At 60.5% G+C, this 23,768-nt stretch carries 20 protein-coding genes; 9 read left to right on the top strand and 11 right to left on the bottom strand.

Annotation, left to right across the window (positions count from 1 at the left end; genetic code table 11):
• Positions 1-677 (bottom strand): glutamate--tRNA ligase family protein (locus tag QZ511_RS10885; protein WP_295802342.1); only part of this gene is annotated, 677 nt, incomplete at its 3' end.
• A gap of 311 nt (positions 678-988) precedes the next feature.
• Here QZ511_RS10885 and QZ511_RS10890 point away from each other — a divergent pair.
• The 3 genes from QZ511_RS10890 to QZ511_RS10900 all read left to right on the top strand — a co-directional run bounded on the left by QZ511_RS10890 (position 989) and on the right by QZ511_RS10900 (position 5,169).
• Positions 989-1,543, top strand: coding sequence for a hypothetical protein (locus QZ511_RS10890; protein ID WP_295802343.1), 555 nt, complete (start codon positions 989-991; stop codon positions 1,541-1,543).
• 193 nt (positions 1,544-1,736) lie between these two features.
• Positions 1,737-4,109, top strand: a complete 2,373-nt coding sequence (locus tag QZ511_RS10895; RefSeq protein WP_295802344.1) for a TcfC E-set like domain-containing protein — start codon at positions 1,737-1,739, stop codon at positions 4,107-4,109.
• Complete coding sequence (locus QZ511_RS10900) at positions 4,096-5,169, top strand: hypothetical protein (RefSeq protein ID WP_295802345.1); 1,074 nt, start codon at positions 4,096-4,098, stop codon at positions 5,167-5,169. The genes QZ511_RS10895 and QZ511_RS10900 overlap by 14 nt, the downstream gene beginning before the upstream one ends.
• Positions 5,170-5,198: 29 nt before the next feature.
• Here QZ511_RS10900 and QZ511_RS10905 read toward each other — a convergent pair whose 3' ends face one another.
• Complete coding sequence (locus QZ511_RS10905; protein ID WP_295802346.1) at positions 5,199-5,885, bottom strand: fimbria/pilus periplasmic chaperone; 687 nt, start codon at positions 5,883-5,885, stop codon at positions 5,199-5,201.
• A gap of 102 nt (positions 5,886-5,987) precedes the next feature.
• Entirely contained in the window at positions 5,988-6,281 is a 294-nt protein-coding gene (locus tag QZ511_RS10910) for a hypothetical protein (RefSeq protein ID WP_295802347.1), read from the bottom strand.
• A gap of 355 nt (positions 6,282-6,636) precedes the next feature.
• On the opposite strand from QZ511_RS10910, the gene QZ511_RS10915 reads away from it, so the two are divergent.
• The 5 genes from QZ511_RS10915 (at position 6,637) to QZ511_RS10935 (ending at position 11,170) form a co-directional block, all read left to right on the top strand.
• Positions 6,637-7,329, top strand: a complete 693-nt coding sequence (locus QZ511_RS10915; protein ID WP_295802348.1) for a glycerophosphodiester phosphodiesterase family protein — start codon at positions 6,637-6,639, stop codon at positions 7,327-7,329.
• The gene (locus QZ511_RS10920; protein WP_295802349.1) at positions 7,313-8,524 is read left to right on the top strand and encodes a glycerol-3-phosphate dehydrogenase/oxidase; all 1,212 of its coding nucleotides are present in this window, start codon (positions 7,313-7,315) and stop codon (positions 8,522-8,524) included. The genes QZ511_RS10915 and QZ511_RS10920 overlap by 17 nt, the downstream gene beginning before the upstream one ends.
• Before the next feature lie 104 nt (positions 8,525-8,628).
• Positions 8,629-9,672 (top strand): tRNA dihydrouridine(20/20a) synthase DusA, encoded by a 1,044-nt coding sequence (gene dusA / locus QZ511_RS10925; RefSeq protein WP_295802350.1) that lies wholly within the window; start codon positions 8,629-8,631, stop codon positions 9,670-9,672.
• Between the two features lie 62 nt (positions 9,673-9,734).
• On the top strand, positions 9,735-10,688 hold the full coding sequence (tal, locus tag QZ511_RS10930) for a transaldolase (RefSeq protein ID WP_295802351.1): 954 nt from the start codon (positions 9,735-9,737) through the stop codon (positions 10,686-10,688).
• A gap of 29 nt (positions 10,689-10,717) precedes the next feature.
• Positions 10,718-11,170, top strand: coding sequence for a TerB family tellurite resistance protein (locus tag QZ511_RS10935; RefSeq protein ID WP_295802352.1), 453 nt, complete (start codon positions 10,718-10,720; stop codon positions 11,168-11,170).
• An 81-nt stretch (positions 11,171-11,251) separates the two neighbouring features.
• On the opposite strand, the gene QZ511_RS10940 is transcribed toward QZ511_RS10935, so the two are convergent.
• The 7 genes from QZ511_RS10940 to hrpA form a co-directional block, all read right to left on the bottom strand.
• Positions 11,252-11,824: an STAS domain-containing protein gene (locus tag QZ511_RS10940; RefSeq protein ID WP_295802353.1), complete on the bottom strand. Its 573-nt coding sequence runs from the start codon at positions 11,822-11,824 to the stop codon at positions 11,252-11,254.
• 341 nt (positions 11,825-12,165) lie between these two features.
• On the bottom strand, positions 12,166-13,365 hold the full coding sequence (locus QZ511_RS10945; RefSeq protein ID WP_295802354.1) for a SpoIIE family protein phosphatase: 1,200 nt from the start codon (positions 13,363-13,365) through the stop codon (positions 12,166-12,168).
• A gap of 15 nt (positions 13,366-13,380) precedes the next feature.
• Positions 13,381-14,355, bottom strand: a complete 975-nt coding sequence (locus tag QZ511_RS10950; protein WP_295802355.1) for a VacJ family lipoprotein — start codon at positions 14,353-14,355, stop codon at positions 13,381-13,383.
• Positions 14,356-14,558: 203 nt separating this feature from the next.
• Positions 14,559-15,398 carry a putative DNA-binding domain-containing protein gene (locus QZ511_RS10955; protein ID WP_295802356.1) on the bottom strand — a complete coding sequence of 280 codons (840 nt, stop codon included), beginning with the start codon at positions 15,396-15,398 and terminating at the stop codon, positions 14,559-14,561.
• A complete protein-coding gene (locus QZ511_RS10960) occupies positions 15,388-16,290 on the bottom strand; it encodes a DUF692 domain-containing protein (RefSeq protein WP_295802357.1) in 903 nt (300 codons plus the stop codon). Before QZ511_RS10960 ends, QZ511_RS10955 begins: the two co-directional genes overlap by 11 nt.
• Before the next feature lie 76 nt (positions 16,291-16,366).
• A complete protein-coding gene (locus QZ511_RS10965; protein WP_295802358.1) occupies positions 16,367-16,690 on the bottom strand; it encodes a hypothetical protein in 324 nt (107 codons plus the stop codon).
• A 281-nt stretch (positions 16,691-16,971) separates the two neighbouring features.
• On the bottom strand, positions 16,972-20,874 hold the full coding sequence (gene hrpA / locus QZ511_RS10970) for an ATP-dependent RNA helicase HrpA (protein WP_295802359.1): 3,903 nt from the start codon (positions 20,872-20,874) through the stop codon (positions 16,972-16,974).
• Positions 20,875-21,116: 242 nt separating this feature from the next.
• Between hrpA and QZ511_RS10975 the strand changes: the two genes are divergently transcribed.
• Complete coding sequence (locus tag QZ511_RS10975; protein ID WP_295802360.1) at positions 21,117-22,598, top strand: peptide MFS transporter; 1,482 nt, start codon at positions 21,117-21,119, stop codon at positions 22,596-22,598.
• A 190-nt stretch (positions 22,599-22,788) separates the two neighbouring features.
• Here the strand turns inward: QZ511_RS10975 and QZ511_RS10980 are convergent.
• Positions 22,789-23,768: VWA domain-containing protein (locus tag QZ511_RS10980; RefSeq protein ID WP_295802361.1), on the bottom strand; the 980-nt coding region annotated here is incomplete at its 5' end.

Below are 23,768 nucleotides of genomic sequence, written 5' to 3' on the forward strand. Positions count from 1 at the left end.
TACAACAGCTTGTGCTTGGGAGCGGAGTTGATCCACTCCTCGCCGCGCAGCACGTGGGTGATCTCCATCAGGTGGTCATCCACCACGTTGGCCAGGTGGTAGGTGGGCATGCCGTCGGACTTGAGCAGGATCTGGGCGTCTACCTGGGCCCAGTCGATCTCGATGGTGCCGCGCAGCAGGTCTTCCACCACACAGGTGCCGCTCTCGGGCACGTTCATGCGCACTACGTAGGGCTCGCCGGCCGCTTTGCGCTTTTCCACTTCTTCGGCGGGCAGGGCCAGGTCGCTGGGCTTCAGGGTAACCCGCCCTTCTTCCTGCAGCTTCGCCCGCAGGTGATCCAGCTCTTCCGGGGTGCGGTAACAATGGAAGGCGTGGCCTTTGGCGACCAGCTCATCACAGTGCTCTTTATAGATATCGCCGCGCTCACTCTGGCGGTAGGGGCCGTGGGGGCCGCCCACATCCGGGCCTTCCTGCCAGTCGAGCCCCAGCCAGCGCAGGCTGTCGAGAATCGCCTGCTCGGATTCCGGGGTGCTGCGCTGCTGGTCGGTATCTTCGATCCGCAGGATGAACTGGCCACCCTGGGACTGGGCGAAGCACTGGTTGAACAGGGCGATATAGGCGGTACCTACGTGGGGGTCGCCGGTGGGGGAAGGAGCAATGCGGGTTCTTACGGTCATAAGTCGCCTGGTTGGGTTGAATTAAATCAGATGGCTGGATTTTAGGCGCGGCATTATATCGTCCCGGGGTGGAAGCGCCCAGATGGGAGCTTTGCTCCATCGACTGACGAACCAGGCACTCAAACAGGGCATTTGTAACAACAGATGCACAATAAGGTTACAAAAGTCTGTGACCCATCTCACACAATTGGTATCATTGCGCCCAAGCCGACAAATTTGGGGAAAAATACGCCAGATTGCTGTAGCCGGCGCCATTTTGCTCATAAAGCGAGCACCTATAACGACAACACTTCGGAATTTAGGGAATAAACATGAAAAATGCTGTCCGCGCTCTAAGTGCAGCAATGATTCTCGGCTTCGCCAGTTCAGCAAGTATCGCCGTGGATAACCCGGCGACTCCAGGCCTTACCACTTCTGAAGGCTCTATCGATATCACTCTGAACATTGCTCAGGGCATCCAGATTCAGGAACTCACTAATATTGCACTAGACCTCGATGGCGTTGCCGCTGGTAATGACCTGATAGGAAGAGATACGTTCTGTGTGGGTACGGTGGGTTTTGCCGGTTACAAAATTCAGTTTGACAGTGCCACTAGCGTTACCGACGGGTTCTTACTCCAAGGTAGCTCGGAAACCCTCCCTTACAACGTGGCCTTTACTGCAAATACCGCTACCGGCGCAACTGGAGTGCAGACAAATACTGATGGCACCATGACGCCGACGTACACTCCAAACACCGGTTATTCTTGCGTCGACGCCGCAGAACACAATGCTCAGGTAATCGTTACGGTTCCTGCGGCGGTGTGGGAAGCGGCCGCTGATCTTTCTTATACCGATACGCTAACCATCACCGTATCTGGCGAATAAACCACAAGCAGAAGCGCCGGAGTATTCTCTGGCGCTTTCGTGTCACGCAATGAAGCGCTTTATCGCGGTAAGTGTAAGTACACTAGTGCTAAACGCCCAAAGCGATTTGGCTTTGGGTGCTGCTACTGCCGCGTTTACTCTCGAAACATCGGCCCCTGCCGGCTTTGCCGATCTTACCGAACCGGAGAGCCTGGTGGCCGATATTTATTTCGGTGGCCGGCCCCTCGGTAGTGCTCAGGTCAGTGTGGACCTGCAAACCGTCACGTTTGCAGATCCTGCTGCGGTAATGCAGATGCTACCGGAATCCCTGCAACCGGATATCCTTCTCTCTGCCTTGCGGCAATCACAGCCGCGCAACTCCCACAAAGCCTGTCGCCTCAAAAGCCAGCTCAACTGTGGCTACCTGGTGCCCGAATCCCTGGCGGTGATCTACGACGACAGCCGGTTTCGTGTGGATATTTTTATCGCCCCGGAATTGCTGCCGAAACAGGCGGCAATCGAGTCTCCGTTTCTGCCGGACGCCACCAGTGATTTCTCGTTTATCCAGAACCTGTCCGGGACCTGGTCCGGGGTGGACACCAATCTCGGCGACACGGCGCAGAGCGCTTCGCTATTCGGCACTTCCATACTGAGTTTTGGCGAGAGCGGCCTGCACGGCCGCTGGTCCGCCACCGATGAGGGCAACCCGTTTGTCCACGAGCTGCACTGGAGCCGGGACTACCAGGGCAGGGCCTACTCCGTCGGGCTGATGCAACCGGAAAGCTACTTCAGCAGTTTTATCCCCTCCCCTTACCTTTACGGGGTGCAATATCGCAGTTCGAACGACAGCCGCGCGGATAATTTCTACCGGGAAGGTACGCCGCTGGAGATCAATATGCCGACCCGCGGGCGGGTCGAGATTCACCGCGATGGTCGCCTGATTTACAGCACCCTGGTCGAGGCCGGCAACCAGTTACTGGATACCAGCAATCTGCCCGGTGGCGCATACGAAGTTGAAGTGCAGACATTCGACGAAAGTGGCCGGTCGCTCGGGGGTTATACGCAGTTTTTCGCCAAAGACGCGCTACTGCCGCCCGCCGGGGAGTGGAGCTGGGAACTGCTCGCCGGCAAGCCGGCAAGAAGTACGGAGCTGGATACCCTGCCGGACAGAGTGGACTCCTATTACCTGAAAGGCAGCCTGGCCCGGCGAATTTCCGACAATGCCGGCCTGTTTGCCACTGCGGCCTCGACCCGTTCCCAGCAGGTCATGGAATTCGGCAGCCGCTGGATTCAGGAGTACTTCGAGTTTTCCCCCAGCGTGATCTACGGCGGCGACGGCAGCCGCGGTTACCGCCTGCTGGCACAACTGCATACGCCCTACTTCGACTTCGGCGCCAGTGAAACACGGATTACGGATACCCCCGACGATCTGTACGCTGCGGATACCTACAATATCCTCACCCGGGACACCTTTAACCGCAGCCTCACCCTCAGCAGCGCACTGCTCGGTGGACGCCTGTCCGTTCGCCACAGCGAGAGCGACCGCCGGCAGCCGCTGGACTCCCCCGGCATCATTCTCGACGATAACCTGGCCAGTGCGGAAAAGCTGACTACCTTCGAGTACCAGCGCAGCCTGATGCGCACGCGCGCCTGGTATGGTGACTTCAACCTGTCCCACAGCGTTGCCGGAGATGAACAGCAGTTGACTGCCGTGACCTTTCAATTCCGCTACCGCGGCGACCGCTGGAGTAGCGGCAGTACCTTGCGCTACGACCGCGACGAGTCCGGTAACGGATTTGCCCGCGCGGGCATGAGCAGTAGCTGGAATGACCGCGACCTGTGGGCCTACGATGTGTCCCAGCAGTTTTCCGCAGAAGCTACCGAAGACAACTACTACCTCGGCAGCCAGACGCGCGTCGCGGGCAGGCGCGGCTTCCTGACCTCGACGCTGAGCCACCGCAACAATCGCGCCTCCGCATTGCGCACCACCAATTACCTGGGCAGCTTCAGTACCTCGCTGATGACTTCCGGGGATGCTTTCTCGTGGGGAGGCGAACGCACACTGAACAGCGCAGTGATTGTGGATATCACCGGATCCGACGACGAGGATTTCGAAATTCTTGTGGATGGAAGCCGCCGCGGATATGCCAAAGGTGGCAGCCAGTCGGTGATCAGCCTGCCGTCGTTCCGCACCTATGAATTGTCTCTCCGCCCGCTGTCCGATGGCTTCCACGATTACCGGGAATCCCACGAAACCATCACCCTGTATCCGGGCAATGTCGCCACCACGGATTACGCGGTGCAAACCGTCATTGTCGTGCTTGGCCGCCTGATGAATGGTGATCGCCCGGTAACCCACACCCGGATTTCCATCGGTGACTACTCTGCGGTGACCGACGATTTCGGCGTGTTCCAGATTGAGATCCACGGTGCACCGACAACACTGCAGGTACCGCCGGTACAGTGGGGCAAATGCGAGGTTTCGATTCCGCAACAGACCGCGGCCGACGACTGGATCAATATCGGTATTGTGGATCTGGCAAAGGCGCAATGCCCCGATGGTGGAGCAATTTATGCGGCCCAGTAATCGCTTGCGCCTGCGGTTGCTTGTCGGCCTCCTGCTAGTGTGGGCGGCTCCCTTGCATGCCCAGACCAGCAATCAGGACCCCTGTGGCGATGGCTCCGGTATCATGCCGGTGCCCGAAAAGGCGCTGGGCGTTTGCGGGCTGGACGACACCGAACATGCAGTGATTTACGGGGGAGACCTGACGGTTCCGTTCGGTATTCGCAGTTGCTGGGCTGGCTGGACGGGCAATGAATGGACCACCGCCTATTGTGACCAGTCCCGCGACTACACCATTGAAGTCACAGGCCCCACCCGGAACCAGCAATTCCTGTTGAGCGGCGCCGCCGGGGATATTCCCGTATCACTGGAATTCCACCACCCCGCTGCCAGTGCCACGACCCTTGTGCCCGGGCAGGAAACCAGCACTCGCTTTCGCGGTGCCGCAAATGGCCAGCAGACCCCGGTGTATTTTTCCATAACACCTGATAACAGCGTGACTCCTGCCCCGGGAATCTATCGCGGGACACTGCAGTTCTACCTGTACCAGTGCAACCCCTGGGGAGACCCCGACAACCCATACAACCCGGTTGTCTGCAAGGGATCGACCGCGTCTGATAACCGCACCGAGCTGACGCCGGCCCTATCCGTGGATATTGCGCTGGTGGTTGGTGCCGCTATTCGAATCAGCGGGCTCGAGGATATGCTGCTGCAGATGCCGGCACCGGGGAATGACATTACCGCGCAGCAACTCTTTTGCGTGTCGACCACAGCCTCCAGCAAGTTTTCGCTCAAAGCGGATAGCCAGAATGGCAACGGGCAGTTTTTACTGGGAGGAACCTCCGGTAGCGACACCATAGCCTATGAACTCATCGTGCAAAGCACACTGGGACCGAAGAAAAAGGCAAAGCTTACGGAAGGGGTGTTTACGAAAAAAGACTGGGCGGGACACTCGTCCATGGACTGCAGGGGCTACAGCAATGAAAACATGCTGCTGGAGTTGACGGTACCCGCTGCCAACCTCGCCAACCCCCAGGATTACCAGTACATCGACACACTGACGCTGACCGTTGAACTGGAGTGACGCTGCGAGCTGGCGTCAGCTCCGGCATCTTATAAGACGAGCTTGAGCTTTTCCGACTCTCTGCCACTCCGGGCAAGCAGCTCCAGGTAACCGCCTTCGGAAAAGTCCCCGTCCAGCACCAGCTTTGCGCCGCTGTAGATCCTTCGGGATTGCGCTACCGGCGTACACTCCGCCGGGGTCCGGCAATACTGGATCGCACTGACCTCTACATTGATGTTGCCGTTATTGGCAATAGCCAGCGTGTTTTCCGAATCCGTTTCCAACGCCAACCGGTATTCACCGGACTCGGGCTGAATAAAAATCAGCGCCTGATAGGCGACCAGGATTTTCAGCGCGGTCCTGTCGGTTTTGATATCCCCCACTACCGGCTTGAACGTCACCCGGTACACCTTTTCCCGCTCCAGCCCCTGCTCCAGTGACATCAGCCGAAAACGCTTTTGCTCCCCCGCGGGGATAACGGCCTTGGAAGGACTGACCAGCAGTTTGAAATCTTTCGGGTCCACTACCCGCACGCGCTGTTCATCGGGCAGGCCCGGATTGTCCACCCGGTAAATCTCGGTCTGCAGGTACAGGGTTTCACGATCGGGGTTGGTGACCACGATATCTTCCCGGGAGTTTGGCTTGTCCTGCAGATACAGGATGATTTTATCCAGGGACATGGCCGCCGACACCGGCTGGGCCAGGAGCAGGGAAATTACCGCAAGAAGATGCTTCATGGACGCACAACAGTATTTGCTAATGATCTGGCGCCATTTTAAGTGCTCGCTGGGGAGAAACAACTGCCGCGGGCTTTCGCTACTGGCTGTGTCAGTGAGCCGCTATTCCGCGCTGATCAGCAGGTATTTGCCTGCAGCCTGCCCCGTAGGGTTAAAGTTGGGGCGGGGGCCAAGGTCAATGCATCCCTGCACATTTGCACGTCCCTCGAGGCTGTCCAACAGAAACCGCGAGTCGCTGGATTCTGCCAGATCGGTCCGAACCCACCGGACCTGGAGAAAGCTGGCGGGAATGCGCCGCAGGCACAGGGTATCGGTGCCGGTTTCACCGGCAATCAACTGGGTCTGCGGTGGGATGGTGAGGGTAATGCGCAGGGAGGCTGAGGCAGAATTGCGCACGGCGCCGGGATCATTTACGTCCGCGGCAAGGGCAAGGACAGCACTGGCTGGCAATACCGCCAGAACGACGGCAATATCCCTGCACAACCGCCTGAGCCGTGGAAAAGTGGATACCCGAGCCAATTGCCGAACCAATTGCCCAACCAACTGCCTGCCCCTGTCGCCGCATTACCGATCCATTCAGCATAGTGCTCCCGCTTGCCGACACCGCCTGCATCGCCTATTCCCGAGTCGTGATTGACGCCACAAGTCGCTTGCAAGGCGCGCCACAGCAACTATTTTTCATTTAGAGATTTTGCCGAGTCTCCCCTCCCCATCCACACAATAAGGCCATCTCCAGCGGGAATTCATATCGATGCTAATCGCGCACCTGGGCGACAGAACTCACCACCCCGAGAATACCCTTGCGGCTTTTGAGGCTGCCCACGGTCTCGGCGCCTGCGCCATTGCCACCGAAGTTCAGTTCAGCGGTAACGGCACCCCCTGGTGTCATCACGGCTCCCAGGTGACCAGTGCGGAAGCCGGAATTTCCGCCCCTCTGCGCGAACTCAAGGACAAAGTGGTGAAGACGCTGCACCTGAATTCCTTCGTGCAGCTGGTGGACTGGGCCAACCTGCACCGGCACCTGGAGTGGTTTGTGGAGCTGGCGCCGGAAACACTGGCGGAAAAAGGCGCGGAGATTGCCATCCGGCGCCTGGTGGATGAAATACCCGGCAGCAAGGACGCCTTTGTGTTGCTCACCCAGGATATCCGCAGCCTGCGCCTGGCACGCAGCCTCGGTTTCGATCACGTGGCGTTGCGCATCCCCTGTGTGGCCCGCTGCCTGTCGGCGGAAGTGGTTACCCTGGCGCCGGATTACCTGCTGATCGAGCACTCCACCGTGGACTGCCAGGAATTGCCTCCGGGCCCCTGGCAGTGGGTGGTGCACGAAATCAATACCGCCCAGGGCGCGGTGCACTGGCACCACCGCGGCGCCCACCATATCCTCACCGGCGATCTGCCGCTGCTGATGCGCTCCAGGGAAGCGAGCAATGTCTACGGAATTTGATGTGCTGGTGGTTGGCGCCGGCATTCACGGTGCCGGCGTGGCCGAGTCGCTGACTGCAGCGGGCTACCGCGTGGCCGTGCTGGAGCAGCAGGCGGTGGCGGCCGGTACTTCTTCACGCTCGTCAAAACTGATTCACGGTGGCCTGCGCTATCTGGAAAGCGGCCAGTTCTCCCTGGTGTACGAGTGCCTGAAGGAGCGCAAGTGGCTGCTGGCGCACAAGCCGGACCTGGTGCATATGGTGCCCTTCCTGATCCCGGTGTACCGCCACAGCAAACGCCCGCCGTGGAAGGTGCGCCTGGGACTCACCCTGTACGCCCTGCTGGCGGGGCTGTTCAACCCCTACTCCCGCTTCCGCTCGCTGGATATCCGCGACTGGGAAGAACTCGAGGGACTCAACAGCGACGACCTGCTGGCGGTATACCGCTACTTCGACGCACAGACCGACGACGCCGCCCTGACCCGGGAGGTGATCCGCACCGCACAGCGCGGGGGGGCCGAACTGATCTGCCCCGGCAGCCTGGTCGGCGCCGAGGTCACCGACAAGTTCGTGCGCGCGGACTATTTCCACCAGGGCCAGCTCAACACCCTGCACTGCAAGGCGCTGGTGAACTGCACCGGTCCCTGGATCGAAGACACCAACAGCAAGTGCTCGCCGGGCGCCAAACTGCCGGCACTGGAACTGGTGGCCGGCACCCACATCCAGGTGCCGCTGAAAATTGCCAACAAGATTTTCTATGTGGAAGCGGAAGACGGGCGCGCGGTGTTTGTGATGCCGTGGCAGGGAGAGACCCTGGTGGGGACCACCGAACGCCCCTACCACGGCGACCCCGGAGAAGTGGCGCCGACACTGGAAGAAAAAGCCTACCTGCTGCGCACCCTCAAACAGCACTTCCCGGAGACCCGCCCGCTGCAGCTGCACGAGCTGAGCGACAGCTGGGCCGGCCTGCGGGTGCTACCCCACGCCACCGCCAGCCCCTTCTCCCGCAGCCGCGAAACCATGATCTGCAGCAACAACGACAAGTGCCCCAGGGTGGTGGCAGTGGCCGGCGGCAAACTCACCAGCTACCGCGCCACCGCGCGCCAGGTGCTGAAAAAACTGCGCCCGGTGCTGGATTCGACGAACAACGGCAGCCTGCATTCGGAATCCCCCACGCACCCCGACCGCGAGACCTCCGCCGAGGGGCGCCACCTGTAATTCAGGTGCGGCCGCCCTGTGGCAGCACTTCCCGGGCTGGGACTGATCGGCAACGCGGTTATAATGCCGCCAGTATTCACCCGCTTTGCTGTTCCAAGCCCCCTATGCCTGATACCCCGCTTAACGCTGCCACCCCACAGTCCACCGACTCCCTGCCCGCCACTGCCGGCAGCGCACAACCGGTGAACCACCGCTTTTGTACTGCACCTCTGATGGACTGGAGCGACCGCCACTGCCGCTACTTCTGGCGCCTGCTGAGCAAGCAGGCACTGCTGTACACGGAGATGGTCACCACCGGCGCGATCCTGTTCGGGGACCAGCACAGCCATCTGGACTTCAACGCCGCCGAGCAACCGGTGGCGCTGCAGCTTGGCGGCAGCGACCCGGACGACCTGGCGCGCTGTGCGCAAATTGCCGAACAGTGGGGCTACAGCGAGATCAACCTGAACTGCGGCTGCCCCAGCGACCGGGTAAAGAAAGGCCGTTTTGGCGCCTGCCTGATGGCGGAGCCGGATCTGGTTGCGGAGTGCATGGCGGCCATGGCCAGTGCGGTTGCGATTCCGGTTACGGTCAAACACCGCATCGGCATCGACGATATGGAGGATTACGCCGGCCTGACGCGCTTCGTGGAGGCGCAGGCCAAGGCGGGTGTCACCACCTTTATCGTGCACGCGCGCAAGGCGTGGCTGAATGGCCTGAGCCCGAAAGAAAACCGCGAAGTGCCACCGCTGAAATACGATATGGTGTACCAGCTGAAACGGGATTACCCGCAACTGGAAATCGTGCTCAACGGCGGCATCAACTCCATTGAAGAGTGCCAGACACATTTACAGCAGTTGGATGGTGTTATGCTCGGGCGTGCGGCCTACCAGACACCGGCGCTGCTGGCGGAAGTGGACAGCGCGCTGTTTGGCGGCGAGCCGGGCCCGACCCCGGCCGAGGTGGTTGCGGCCATGTTGCCGTATATCGAACAACAGCTGGCTGCCGGGCAGCGACTGAATCACGTCACCCGGCATATGATGGGGCTGTTCCAGGGAGTACCCGGTGCGCGGCGATTCCGCCGGCACCTGAGCGAGAATGCCCACAAAGCGGGCGCCGGACCGGAAGTGCTGGAGCATGCGCTGGCCCTGGTCACCGAAGCGAGCTGACCCAGGACTCACGAATTTTTTCAGAAAATAAGCCGTAACAGGGAATACAAGGGAGTGAAAAGTTGATGAACAAGCTGGAACAACTGAAGCAGCGCAGCCTGGTGGTCGCGGATACCGGGGATATCGAAGCCATTCGCCGCTACCAGCCCGAAGATGCCACCACCAACCCCTCCCTGCTCTACAAAGCAGCACAGCTGCCCCAGTATGAGGCACACCTGAAAAGCGCCCTCGCCTGGGCGGAGAAAAGCGGCGGCGACGTGATCCAGCAGGCGGCGATGAAGCTCGCGGTAACCATCGGTAAGGAAATCCTCAATATCGTGCCGGGGGTGGTATCCACTGAAGTGGATGCGCGCCTGTCGTTCGATACCCGCGCCAGCATCGATTATGCCCGCCGCCTGATTGCCCTCTACGAGCAGGAAGATATCGCCCGCGAACGGGTACTGATCAAGCTGGCCTCCACCTGGGAAGGCATCCAGGCCGCGTCCATTCTCGAGCAGGAAGGCATCGGTTGTAACCTGACCCTGCTGTTCAGCCAGAGCCAGGCGGTGGCCTGTGCCGAGGCCGGGGTTACCCTGATCTCGCCGTTTGTGGGGCGGATCCTGGACTGGTACAAGGCCAGTACCGGCCGCGACGACTACACTGCGGAGGACGATCCGGGTGTGCAGTCAGTGACCGGCATCTACGAGTACTATAAATCCCGCGGTTACAAGACCATCGTGATGGGGGCGAGCTTCCGCAACACCGGCGAAATCGAAGCGCTGGCAGGCTGTGACAAACTCACCATCAGCCCGCAACTGTTGCAGGAACTGCACGAGGATAAAGGGCAGCTGGCCGCCGGGCTCAGTGGCGACTTCGCCCCGCAGGAAGTGCCGGAAACCGCCATGAGCGAAGCGGAATTCCGCTACCAGCTGAATGACGACGCCATGGCAACGGAAAAACTGGCGGAAGGTATCCGCAACTTCGTCGCCGACCAGTTGAAACTGGAGGCGCTGCTGGAACAAACCGCGCAGAAATAGCGGAAATAGTAGAAATATAGGGACCTGGCATGCTGCAGCAGATTCGCAAACTGTTTGATCAGATCGGACGCGGGGAGGACCTGGAGGTGCGCACGGAAACCGACGTGCGCATGATCAGTGCCGCGCTATTGGCCGAAATTGCGACCGCAGATCACCGGGTGGACGAGCGTGAACACAGCGCGCTGGTGCGGCTGCTGCAGGAGCACTACTCGCTGGATGCGGATACCGCGCAGGCGATGATCGAACGCGCCCTGAAGCAGCGCAACGAAGCCACGTCCCTGTACGAATTTACCCAGGCGGTGAACGACAGTTTCAGCGAACAGGACAAATACCAGCTGGTAAAACAGATGTGGCAGGTGGCGTTTGCGGACGGCGAGATTGACGCTTTCGAGGAGCACCTGATCCGCCGGGTATCGGAATTGATTTACCTGTCCCACGGACTGTTTACCCGCGCCCGAGCCGAGGCCCGGGGAAACGGGTGAAATACCGGTAAAAATTGCGATGCGCAACTTGCAAGGCGCACACGGAACAAGGCTTGAAAGAAAAAAGCCTAAAAAAGAAAGTCAGTGGTGGGATGCGGCTGACTTGGGAGCGGCCAGCGGTTCTTCGCTGCGCTGCTGTTCTTCGCTGCGCTTTTCCGCCTCCAGAGCATGCACCAGGTCGCGGAAGGTTTCCGCATTCTGCTCGTTCATGCTCATCAACACCCGGTGTGCTTCCAGCACCATTTCCCGCGCTGAACGCTCATCGGGATCGTTGCATTTGAGGGGAACCGGCTCTGCGGCGTAGGCGTCGTTATCGGCGTGGCCGTTGAAGTCCATCAGTTCCTCAAACCCCATGGAATCCATCAGGTGCAGCAGGCCCTTGTTGTCACACAACACCAGGGGTTTGCCTTTACCGCGCTCTTCGGCGCGAAAGGCAATCTTGGCCATCAAACCCAGCGTGGTACTGTCGACCCCTTCGGTCTGGTGCATATCGAACACCACACCGCGAAAGTCGCCGTGCGCGAACATCTTGTCGATAAAACTATCGAAAGTCGTACAAAGATTGAGGCGCACATCTCCCACCAGTTTCACGACATAAATGCCCTGGTGGTCACCAACCATTATCTGCCCGGACTGCATAGTAACCTCAGCCACACCCGGCTCAGCGTTCTTCGCCCAAGCCTGATATGTGATTGTAAAATTGCGACTTTTGGTCGCGCACAAGTCCTTGTGCAAGAGTAGCTCAACGGCAGGGGGCGCCCGTGACAACCACGGTTTTCCGGACAACCCCTAAAGTGGGCGGAGCTTACTCCTGCCCACTGCGGCTGACAAGTGCCCGCCGGGACACCCTGCCACTCTGACCAATAAGTCGCATATTGATCATCCACGCATCCAGTCTCCCGCAGTTTCCATGAACGGGAAATGAATAGCGCCGAAAGCCTCGGCTATGAGATTTTGCAACAAAATTGAAAGCAAGATTCGGGCCCGATGGCCACTTAGCCCTGCTGCAGGGTGAGGATGGTGATGTCGTCGGGGAAGGATTCGGCGGTATCCACAGCAAGCGCGGAGCACAGGCCGTCCAGGTCACCGCGGCTGCGCTTGATCATCTCCAGCAGTTCGGCCTCTTTTTCCAGCAGATCGCCGTGGAGCAGTTCCAGCACGCCGTCGGAGCAGGCCACCAGTCGCCAGCTGGTAGGCAGGCTGCAGTGCTGGACCTCCCAGCCACCTTTCTCGAACAGCCCCAGCGGGCGCCCCTTGCCCTGCAACCAGTGGGCTTCGTCGCCGGTGACCAGCGCCGGCATGGGCACCTGCCCCGCCACCGCGTAGTGCAGCTGGCGCGCGCGGCTGTCGACCACCCCCACAAACATACTGGCGTGCTTGTCGAGATGGGTGCCGAGCAATTCGTTGTTGATCAGGGTGAGGATTTCGATCAGGTCGCTATCGATGCTGTTGAGCTGGCTGAACAACGGGCGCTCCCGCAGCAGGTGCATGATGCTGTGCTTGATCAGCGCGGTCACCAGTGCCGATGACACCCCGTGGCCGGACACATCCACCAGGTAAAACGCCACAAAGCGCTCGCCAAACAGGCCGTAGTCGATGAAATCGCCACTCAGGTACAGGGACGGCAGCAGGCGGTAGGCGGCTTCGATACCGGCGGGATATTTGTAGGGGGTTCGCGGCAACAGGTGCTGCTGCAACTGGCGCCCGGCCTCGTGGTCCCGCTGCAGCAGCTCGATATGGTCGTGCAGCTCGCGGTTGCGCTCTTCCAGTTGCTCGCGGTATTCGCGGTTCTGGTCGGCGAGATCGCGGGCTTCGGTAATCCGGGATATGGCGTGCTCGATGACGCGGCGGTCGGTGAGGGGCTTTAGCAGGTAGTCGCTGGCACCGAGACGCAGCGCCTGCACCACGTCGGTCACTTCACTGTTGGAAGCGAGCACCACCACCGCGGTCTCCGGCGACCGTTGTTTGACCTTGCGCAGCACCTCGAGACCGCCGATATCCGGCAGGTGCAGGTCAGTGATCACCAACTCATGTTTATCCGGCGCCACCTGGGCAATGGCCTCAACCCCACTTTCAAGCAGGGTGACCGTATAGCCAAGGCGGGCAACCGTCGACTGCACCAGATCCCGCGCCGGCTGATCGGGTTCGATCAGCACAATGGCGTGGCGCTCGGCAGGTGCAGTGGCTTCATTCATGGAAAGCTGGGGGCGTCAAAAATCGTATTCATCCATGTCACCGCCGAAATCATCCTCGGTAGCGCCATCGTTGATCAGGTATTCCCGACGCTGCAGGTAGGCATCCCGCATCAGTACGTAGCGATCCCCCTTCAGCAGGGCTTCCGCCTGCAAGAGCGAAGCGCGGGTCTGAACCACATCGAGAAACTTGAGCGCGGCCTCTACATCGCCGTCGTTTACGTAGGTAATCGGGTTGGTGTACCACTCCACCACACTGGCCGGGGCGTCGCGCACGGAGGACGGCCCCATCAGCGGCAACACCATGTAGGGCCCGGAGGGCACGCCCCACACTGCCAGGGTCTGGCCGAAGTCTTCGCCGTCGCTGGGATCGAGCCCCATATGGCGCGCCACATCAAACAGCCCCCCCAGCCCAACGGTGCTGTTGACGAGGAAGCGGCCGGAATCGTTGCCCGCCTGGCCCCACTTCCACTGCAGCGCGCTGTTCAGGATATTGTTGATCTCGTGCAGGTTGGAAAAGAAGTTGCTGAAGCCGGTCTGCATGAAGATGGGGGTAACCTGGCGATAACTGACCGCCACCGGCTTCAGGATCCAGCGGTCTGCAGTATCGTTGAAGCGGAACATGGCGCGGTTGAAACCCTCCCAGGGATCCCGCTCTTCCGGCTCCTCGGTTGAGGCGAACTCCCCCGCGGGGTCAAAACCGTACTCGTCTTCGAGTTCCGAGCCGAAGTCATCGACAGCCGCGCCGTCCTCGGCCGCCGCGCCTTCACCGCCCTCTGCGTCGGCGGCATCTTCGCTTGCACCAGGGGCGCCGGTGGTTTCGGCATCGCTGCCGCTGTCCGCAGGCGCCTCTCCCGGAGCTGCAGTCGGTTCAGCCGGGGATTCGCCGAAGGGGTCGGAATCGAATGGATCGGGCGCATCTTGCGCCATCGCCAGGGGTGCCGCGATCAGTGCAGACAGAACCCAGGCGAACGTGTGTGTGCGTACAAGCAATTCCCTGCTCCTCGCAAAATTGGATCGAATATTCAAAACAGAGCTTTGTGACCGTTTTCGTGATTTTAACGCTGCGCTCAGGGCGTTGGCCAGCGGCGTGTAATCACCCGTAATGGATTGAGCCGGCGCAGAGTTTTTAGTGCAGTAATAACCAGCGGCAGACGTTGCCGGATCATTGCCAGAATAGCAGTTGGCCCGCGGCCTCAGGGGCGGCGCAGGCCCGCCAGGATATCCAGGTTCAGCAGTTTCAACAGCAATTCCGCACCAAACTGCTCCAGTTGTACGGGATCCGGGTGCTGGAGCTCCCGTGCGAGCTGCTGCAACAGCTGGCGACCGCTGGATTGTGCAGCGGGCGCCTGTTCCGCCAGTTGTAACAGCCGGGCGGTGACGGCATTGGCTTCAAGGAACGCCACTGTATCAGCGCGGTTGCGATATGCAACCAAAAATGTGGGCATTTGCGGTGGATCGACGGGCTGGAAGGTCGGCCCAATCCGGTGCACGGGGAACTGGTAGCTCAGGCTCCACGCCAGCGGCGACAGCACCGGCGACAGTTCCAGTACCGTTTCCCGGTCGCCTTCGACAACCAGCCCCGGCGGGAATGTCTCCTCACTGACATCCAGTGCCAGCTCCACCCATTCGTAGTGTGCCAGTTCCCGGAGAAACGCCGGGTCGTTGGCGCTGTCCGGGCTGTCCGCCCTCTCGTGCTCCAGGTAGTGCAGAAATTCCTGGCTGATCTCGAGAAAGTAGGGACTTTTGCAGCGGTGGCGCTGCACGAAATCGCGCACCAGGCGATGCCAGGGTTCATCCCCGTAGAGGCTGCGCAGCACCGGGAAGCCGCCGGCAATAAAAGACTCGATATTGTTGTAAATCAGGTCGCGGTAGATCCCCATGCGCCGGGATTCGATCTCCGCTGGCGCGGCAACTTCCTGGGGGGCGCGCAGGTGGGCGGCAAAGCCCTGCTGAAGCTTCTGGAAAGAGCCCTGCTGGAGCTCCTGGAATTCGCCCTCTGCAGTATCCGGTGCGGGAGGCTGCTCAACGCACATGGGCCAGTCCCTCCGCTGTCTCGCTCCCGGTTTCTGTGCCGGCTTCCGTGTTGGCTGCGGTATCGATTTCCGCCGCTGCCTGATGGTCGCGAATACGCTGCACCTCTTCCAGCAGCTCCGGCAGCGGTGGGATATTGAAATCCCGCTCCAGCAGAGTGGGAAGCGGACCGAAGGCCCCGTATGCCTTTTCCAGTAACTGCCACACCGGGTCGATCACCGGCGCGCCGTGGGTGTCCACCTTGAGGTCGTCCGCCTCGTCGAAATGCCCCGCCACATGAATGTAGCGGATACGTTCGCCGGGCAGACCGAACAGGAAGGCCTCGGCGTTGTAGCGGTGATTGATGGCGTTGACGTAAATGTTGTTCACATCCAGCAACAGGTCGCAATCCGCCTCACCGAGCACCGCATTGATAAATTCCAGCTCGCTCAGCTCCTGTCCCGGCGCTGCGTAATAGGACACGTTTTCCATCGCGATGCGCTGTTCGAGAATATCCTGCACCCGGCGAATCCGCCCGGCCACGTAGTGCACCGCCTCTTCGGTGAACGGAATCGGTAACAGGTCGTAGAGGTGGCCGTGATCGGAGCAGTAACTGAGGTGCTCGCTGTAACAGCGGATATTGTGTTCGCCGATAAACCGTTTGATGGATTTCACCAGCGCTTCATCCAGTGGTGCCGGCGAACCGATGGAAAGGGACAACCCGTGGGTGACGAAAGGAAAGCGTTCGGTATGCTCCCGCAACCAGCGCCCCAGGCGCCCGCCGACACCGATCCAGTTTTCCGGTGCCACTTCGAGGAAGTCCACCTGTTGCGGCAACAGGGTTTCACCGATCATGGAACGACGCAGGCCCAGACCGGCGCCCCGTACGGGAATTGTCTGCGAGTGTTCAGGCATGGTGCTCAGCGCTTGTGGTCACGGGTGTGACAGCCCCCGGGGGGGCTGCCATGGCGAGAAGTGGCTGTTCAGCGGCTTATGCGCCGCAGCTGCCTTCTTTCTTCTTGCCTTCACCACAAGAGCCTTCTTTCTTTTTGCCCTCGCCGCACTTACCTTCGCCGCACTTGCCTTCCTTTTTCTTGTCGTCGCCGCACTTGCCTTCGCCGCATTTACCTTCTTTCTTCTTCTCTTCGCCGCACTTGCCTTCCTGGTCCTTGTCCTGGGCAGCCATGGCCATGTTGTAGCCGGAAGCCAGGGCATCGGCCGCGAAGGGATTGGCATTGGCGGAAACACTGATAGTGGCGGAAGCGAGTACCGCAGCGCTGACCGCCGCGGCCAGAGGCAGGTTTTTCTTGTTCATAACATTTCTCCAGATTGAAGTTTTGGTCGGTACACCTGAACGGCGCCAAAACCGCCGTTTCGCCAGTATAGCCAGCCAACTACGAGTTGGTGGTTATTTTTGACCGGCGGTTTCCATTCCGGGTTCTGCAAAGTTGCCGGAACTGTGAACCGGGTCGTCTATCTGTCGTCGCCGCTGCCGATTTCTTACACGTTGTTGCGCGCAGCTTTTTCAGCGGAGTCCCCATTCGCCTGTTACCGCTGTCAAACACTTCATGCAGCCCCGGCCTTTTTGTATGACGATTACGCCGCGCTCCGCTCGGCCCACTGCTTGCGCAGGCGCTTGATGGATACCGGCATCAGGGTTTTCAGGCTCTGCGCAAACAGCGATACGCGAAATTCCTCCAGCATCCAGCGGTACTGCACCAGATCGCGGTCTCCGGCCATAAACAGCGGGTCGTGTTTGCACAACTCGGCCTGGTAAGGCTCCTCTGCCTCCTGCAGTTCCGCCATCTGGCGGCGGTCGCGATTGGGATCCAGCGCGGCCTTTTCCAGCCGCAGCTCGATCCCTTTCAGATAGCGCCCGTACTGCCGCAGCCATTCCAGCGGCGTGAGAAACAGGAACCCGCGGAAGAACAACCCGCTCAGCTGGCGGTTGATATCGGCTACTGCCAGGGCCACCGCCAGGTTTTTCTGCTGTTTGATCTGTTTGCGCAGCGGCACCAGCTGGGCCAGTGCCTTTACCAGCAGCTCGGCAATTTCCTGCGCGGTGCGCACCAGCTCTTCTCGCTTGGAGAGCGCCGCGGCAAAGTCCGCTTCGCTCCGGGGCCAGTTTTCATCGCCCCAGAAACACTCGCGCACCGCCGCCATCAGGATATCGTCGGCCACCTCCTCGCGGCGCCCCAGGTCTGCGGCGCTGAGCCCCAGTTCCTTGCCTTTCAGCAACTCCTTGCGCAGGTATTTCACCGGCTCCGGCAGCTGCAGGATGGCCAGGCGGCAGATGCCGGCGCGGGTGAGGCGCTGCGCCTCCTCCGGGTTGTCCAGCAGTTTCAGGTCGACACTGTCCTTGCCGGCAATCAGCGCGGGATAGGCACGCACCTTGAGTCCGCCCTGGTCGATCTGGTGAGTCTCCGGCAGGTCGCCGAAATCCCAGCGGGTAATGCCCTCGCGCTCGAAGTCGTCTCCGGCGCTGGCCAGCTCCTGCTGCACCCGGTCGCGGTAGCGCGCCTGCAGGCTTGCCAGGTCCCGCCCCTGGTCCAGCAGTTTGCCGTTTTCGTCCAGCACCTGGATATTGAAGCGGTAGAAATCTTCCAGTCCCAGCTCTGCCGCCTGCCAGGCCTCTTCCGGCAGGGTCTCTGCGGTCTGGCGTTTCAGTTCGTGGGCCAGGGACTGCCACAGGGGCGTATTGCCCGCCTGCATACGCGGCAGCGCCTTGTCCACGGCAGCGGGCACCGGCACAAAATGCTTGCGGTACTGCTTTGGCAGGCCCTTCACCAGCGCAATACATTTGTCCCGCAGTATCCCCGGCACTATCCACTGCAGCCGCGCAGCCGGCACCTGGTGCAGTGCGCCCACCGGCACCTGGATACTCACACCATCTTCGGCACTCCCCGGCTCGAAGTGATAGCTGAGGGGGTATTCGATACCGCCACTGCTGAGCGTGTCCGGAAACTGGGCTTCCCCCACATGCCCGGCGTCCTGCTGCATCATCAGCTCACGGGGCAGGAACAGCAGTTGCGGGTCTTTCTGTTCCGCCTGCTTGCGCCATTTTTCGAAGCCGGCCAGGTTGACCACGTCCGCGGGCACGCGCTCGTCGAAGAAGCGGTACACCACCTCATCGTCCACCACGATATCCCGGCGGCGGGACTTCGCTTCCAGGTCTTCCAGTTCCTCCAACAGTTCACCGTAGTGCTTGAAGAACTTGCCCTTGCCGCGGTAGCGACGCTCTACCAGCGCCTCGCGGATAAATACCTCGCGCGCGGTTGTCGGATCCAGTTTGCTGAAATGGATGCGCTGCTTTTCCACCAGCACCAGGCCGTATAGGGTGACCTTTTCGAACGCCATCACCGCACCGGAGCGCGGGTTGTAGTGCGGCTCGAAATAGTTGCGTTTCACCAGGTGGTCGGAACAGCCCAGCACCCAGTCCGGTTCGATTTTTGCCACGGTGTGCGCGAACAGGCGGCTGGTTTCCAGCAGTTGCGCCGCCACCACCCAGCGCGGCGGTTTCTTGAACTGGCCGGAGCCGGGAAAAATATGGAAGCGGCGGTTGCGGCAGCCGAGGAATTCCTTGTTCTCGTCGCGCACCCCGATATTGCCCAGCAGCCCCGGCAGAATGGCCTTGTGCACACTGGCGTAATCCGCCGGCTCGCGGTTCGTATTCAGGTCCAGGTCGCGGATCGCCAGGCGCAGCTGGTGGTGGATGTCCCGCCACTCCCGCAGGCGCAGCCAGGACAGGAAATTTTTCTGGCACCACTTGCGCAGCTGGTTCTGGCTCAGTTCCTGCCGCTGGGCTTCATAGCCGTCCCACAGGTTGACCAGGGTGAGAAAGTCCGACTGTTCGTGCTGCCACTGTTTGTGTTTTTCGTCCGCGGCCTGGCGTTTTTCCGCCGGGCGCTCGCGCGGGTCCTGCACCGCCAGCGCGCTGACGATTATCAGCAGTTCGCGCAGGCTGTCGGTGCTGCCGGATTCCATCAACATGCGCCCCAGGCGCGGGTCCAGCGGCAGGCGCGACAGCGCGCGCCCGAGCTTCGTCACATGGCCCTTGCCGTCGACCGCTTTCAGTTCCTGCAACAGGCTGTAACCGTCGTTGATCAGGCGCTGATCCGGCGGATCCACAAACGGGAAATCGCGGATATCGCCGATGCGCAGTTGCAGCATCTGCAGAATGACCGCAGCGAGGTTGGTGCGCAGGATTTCCGCATCGGTAAATTCCGGGCGCTGCAGGAAATCACTCTCTTCATACAGTCGGATACACACACCGGCGCTGACCCGGCCACAGCGGCCCGCGCGCTGGTTGGCACTGGCCTGGGAAACCGCCTCTACCGGCAGACGCTGGATTTTGCTGCGATAGCTGTAGCGGCTGATACGCGCGGTACCCGGGTCGATCACGTAGCGGATGCCGGGCACGGTAATGGAGGTTTCCGCCACGTTGGTGGCGAGCACAATCCGCCGCCCCTTGTGTGAGGCAAATACACGGCTCTGTTCCGCCAGGCTCAGGCGTGCATACAGCGGCAGCACCTCGAGATGGGGCAACTGCGCGTGGCGCAGCGCCTTGGCGCACTCGCGAATTTCCCGCTCGCCGCTCATAAATACCAGAATATCGCCGCCGCGACGGGGGGAGGATTTTTCCTCCTGCAGCAACTCCTCCACCGCGCTAATCACCTGCTCGTTCAGGTCGGCATCGCTGTCCGCCGGTGGGCGGTAGTGGATATCCACCGGGTAGGTGCGGCCGGACACTTCGATGATCGGCGCGTCGTCAAAGTGCTTGGAGAATTTTTCCAGGTCGATGGTGGCGGAGGTGATGATCACCTTCAGGTCCGGGCGTTTCGGCAGCAGGGTTTTCAGGTAGCCCAGCAGGAAGTCGATATTGAGGCTGCGCTCGTGGGCCTCGTCGATGATCAGGGTGTCGTAGTGATTCAGCAGCGGGTCGCGCTGGATTTCCGCCAGCAGGATACCGTCGGTCATCAGTTTGATGTGGGTGTGCTCGGTACTCTGGTCGGTAAAGCGCACCTGGTAACCCACAGAGTCACCCAGCCGCTGCCCCAGTTCCTCGGCAATGCGGTTGGCCACGGTGCGCGCGGCAATCCTTCTGGGCTGGGTGTGGCCGATCTGGCCGAACACCCCGCGCCCCAGCTGCAGACAGATCTTGGGCAGCTGGGTGGTCTTGCCGGACCCGGTTTCCCCGGCCACCACCACCACCTGGTTGGCGGCAATCAGTTCGGCGATCTCCTCCCGCCGCGCCACCACCGGCAGCCCCTCCGGCCACTGCACTTCCGGCAACTTGACCTTGCGCGCCTCGGCCAGCGCCACGGACGCGGCAACCTGTTGCTGCAGCTGCCCCAGCATCCGGTCCGCTGGCTTACCCTCCCGCACCCGCCGGCGGGCGTTGTTGAGGGTCTTGCGCAGGCGCTGGCGGTCCCGGCCCATACACTGGGGGATCAGCTGTGCGCTCTGGTGCAGGATGTTGTCGGGGGATTCTTGACTCATGAATGACTACTGGTTCATCAATAAACGGCAAACGGGCGATTATACCCGCTGGGGGAGTGCGAAGTCCGGCCCTAGACTTGCCTGTCGATATGCTGGCCTATACTCAGGTCAATGACGCGTATTGCAACCCCCGATTCGGGGCCAGTGCGCGATAAATTCCCACGCTGTACTGCCGGAGTCTCTCGATCCGAGACCACCCGACCAGTGCTGTCTGGCGACGCTCGCTAGTAAGAGGAGCCTCCATGCAAGATCTCAAGCCAAAGCCCCCGGCCAGTGCCGGCGAGATGCTCGGCCACCCCAAGGGTCTATTCCTGCTGTTCGGTACCGAGATGTGGGAGCGCCTCAGCTACTACGGGATGCGCGGTATCTTTGTGTTCTACCTCACCTCTGCGGCCACCGCGGCGGTATTTGGCTGGGACCAGCTTTCCGACCAGGACCTGCAATCCAAGGCCCTGAGCTACCTGGGCTGGTACGCGATGCTGGTGTACCTGACGCCGATCATCGGCGGCTGGATGGCGGACAATGTCTGGGGACAGCGCCGCTGCATCATGTTCGGCGGTGTGCTGATGATGTTGGGACAGTTCGCGCTCGGCTTCCCGCACAAGTGGCTGCCGGACGGCACGGAGATTTACATGCTGTGGCTGGGCCTGGCACTGATGATCTTCGGCAACGGTTTCTTCAAGCCAAACATTTCCACCATGGTGGGCGACCTCTACGATGAGGGCGACAAGCGCCGGGATACGGCGTTTACGATCTTCTACATGGGGATCAACATGGGTTCGATCCTCGGTTACCTGGTGATTGGCTGGATCGGCGAGAAGGTGGATTACCAGCTGGCGTTTTTTGTCGCCGGCCTCGGCATGCTGCTGGGCCTGATCCTGCAGCTGACCCAGGCGCACAAGTTCCTGGGGGAAATCGGCAAGCAGCCTTCGGCAAAGCTGGGACTGACGCCGCATTTGAGCGAGGCGGAGAAGAAGCGCCCGCTCACTCCGGAGGAACGGGACCGCATCAAGGTGATTCTGGTTCTGGGTGTGTTTACGGTGATTTTCTGGGCGGGCTTTGAGCAGGCGGCGGGCTCGATGAACCTGTTTGCGAAGTACAACACCGACCTGCATATTTTCGGTTTCGAGATTCCGGCCAGCTGGCTGCAGATGGTGAACCCGCTGTTTATTATCATCCTGGCGCCGGTTGTGGCGAGTATCTGGATTGGCCTGGGATCGCGGGAGCCTTCGTCGCCGGCCAAGTTCAGTATGGGTTTGATTTTCCTTGGCCTGGGTTTTGTTTCGATGGTGGGCGCGGCAATGCAGATTGGCGATTCCGAAACCGTGAAGGCGAGCCCGTGGTGGCTGGTGGTGGCGTATATTTTCCACACCATTGGTGAGTTGTGCCTGTCGCCCATCGGCCTGTCCATGGTGACGAAGCTTTCTCCGCTGCGCTATCTGTCGCTGATGATGGGTTTGTGGTTTGCGTTTATCGGTATTGCGAACAAGGGTGCGGCGGAGATCGGTAAGTTTGTGGGCGAGTCGGGTCCGCTGGCGACCTTTGGTGGCGTGGCGGCTGCGGCGATTATTGCGGGCATTATCCTGTTCTTCCTGCGGGAAAAACTGGTGGACTGGATGCACGGTGCCGAACAGGAGCACACCGTGATGAAAGACACCACCAACGAAGAGTACGGAATTACCGCTGACCACGAAGGTGCACCGCCGCGGAAGTTTAGCGAGTGAATCGTTCGGGCCTCGAGAGCTCCGTAGGTTAATACAGTGGCGGCGCCGCTACCGGGTGCTGCTTTGTGAGACACGCCGTGAACCCATCCATGGGGGCTCTTCAAAAACATCCCTGTTTTTGAAGGTCTCACAAAGCAGCACCCGGCATCGCCGCCTTCGCAGGAAGTATCAGGCAGTGTAACGGCTTGAGTTAACGTCCCTTCACCAGATAAGCAATCGCCTTATCCAGCCCTTCCAGCGTCATCGGGTACATCTGCCCATCCACCAGCTGCTGGGTCATGCCGATACTGCCGGTGTACTGCCAGTACTCCTCGGCGGTGGGGTTCAGCCAGATGAGTTTTTCGTAGGTGTCGGTAACCCGGCGCATCCAGGCTGCGCCGGGTTCTTCGTTCATGTGTTCGACGCTGCCAAAACGACTGGTGATTTCGTAGGGAGCCATGGAGGCGTCGCCGACGAAGATTACTTTGTAGTCCTTGCCGTAGGTGCGCAGGACTTCCAGCAGTGGGGTCGATTCGCTGTAGCGGCGCTGGTTGTCTTTCCACACGTGTTCGTAGATGAAGTTGTGGAAGTAGAAATATTCCAGGTGCTTGAACTCGCTGCGGCAGGCGGAGAACAGTTCTTCGCACTGTTTGATATACGGGTCCATGGAACCGCCGACATCGAAAAAGATCAGCACCTTCACCGCATTGTGCCGCTCCGGCACCATTTTGATATCCAGCAACCCCGCGTTGCGTGCGGTGGATGAAATGGTGTTGTCGAGATCCAGTTCTTCCGCCGCGCCGCTGCGGGCGAATTTACGCAGTTTGCGCAGCGCTACCTGGATATTGCGGGTGCCCAGGCTGAGGCTGTCGTCGAGGTTGCGGAACTGGCGTTTTTCCCAGACCTTGGACGCCGACTTGTTGCGACTCTGCCCCCCGACGCGAATACCCCCCGGGTGAAAGCCACTGTTGCCAAACGGGCTGGTACCACCGGTGCCAATCCACTTGTTACCGCCGCTGTGGCGTTCCTTCTGTTCCTCGAGGCGCTTCTTGAACTCTTCCAGCAGCTTTTCCAGCCCGCCCATACTTTCGATCTTCGCCTTCTCCTCCTCCGACAGCTGCTTCATAAACTCCGCCCGCAGCCAGTCCTCGGGAATCATCTGTTCGAGGACATCATCAAGCGTTTCCAGGT

The sequence above is a fragment of the uncultured Microbulbifer sp. genome (genome assembly GCF_913055755.1).
Taxonomy (GTDB): Bacteria; Pseudomonadota; Gammaproteobacteria; order Pseudomonadales; family Cellvibrionaceae; genus Microbulbifer.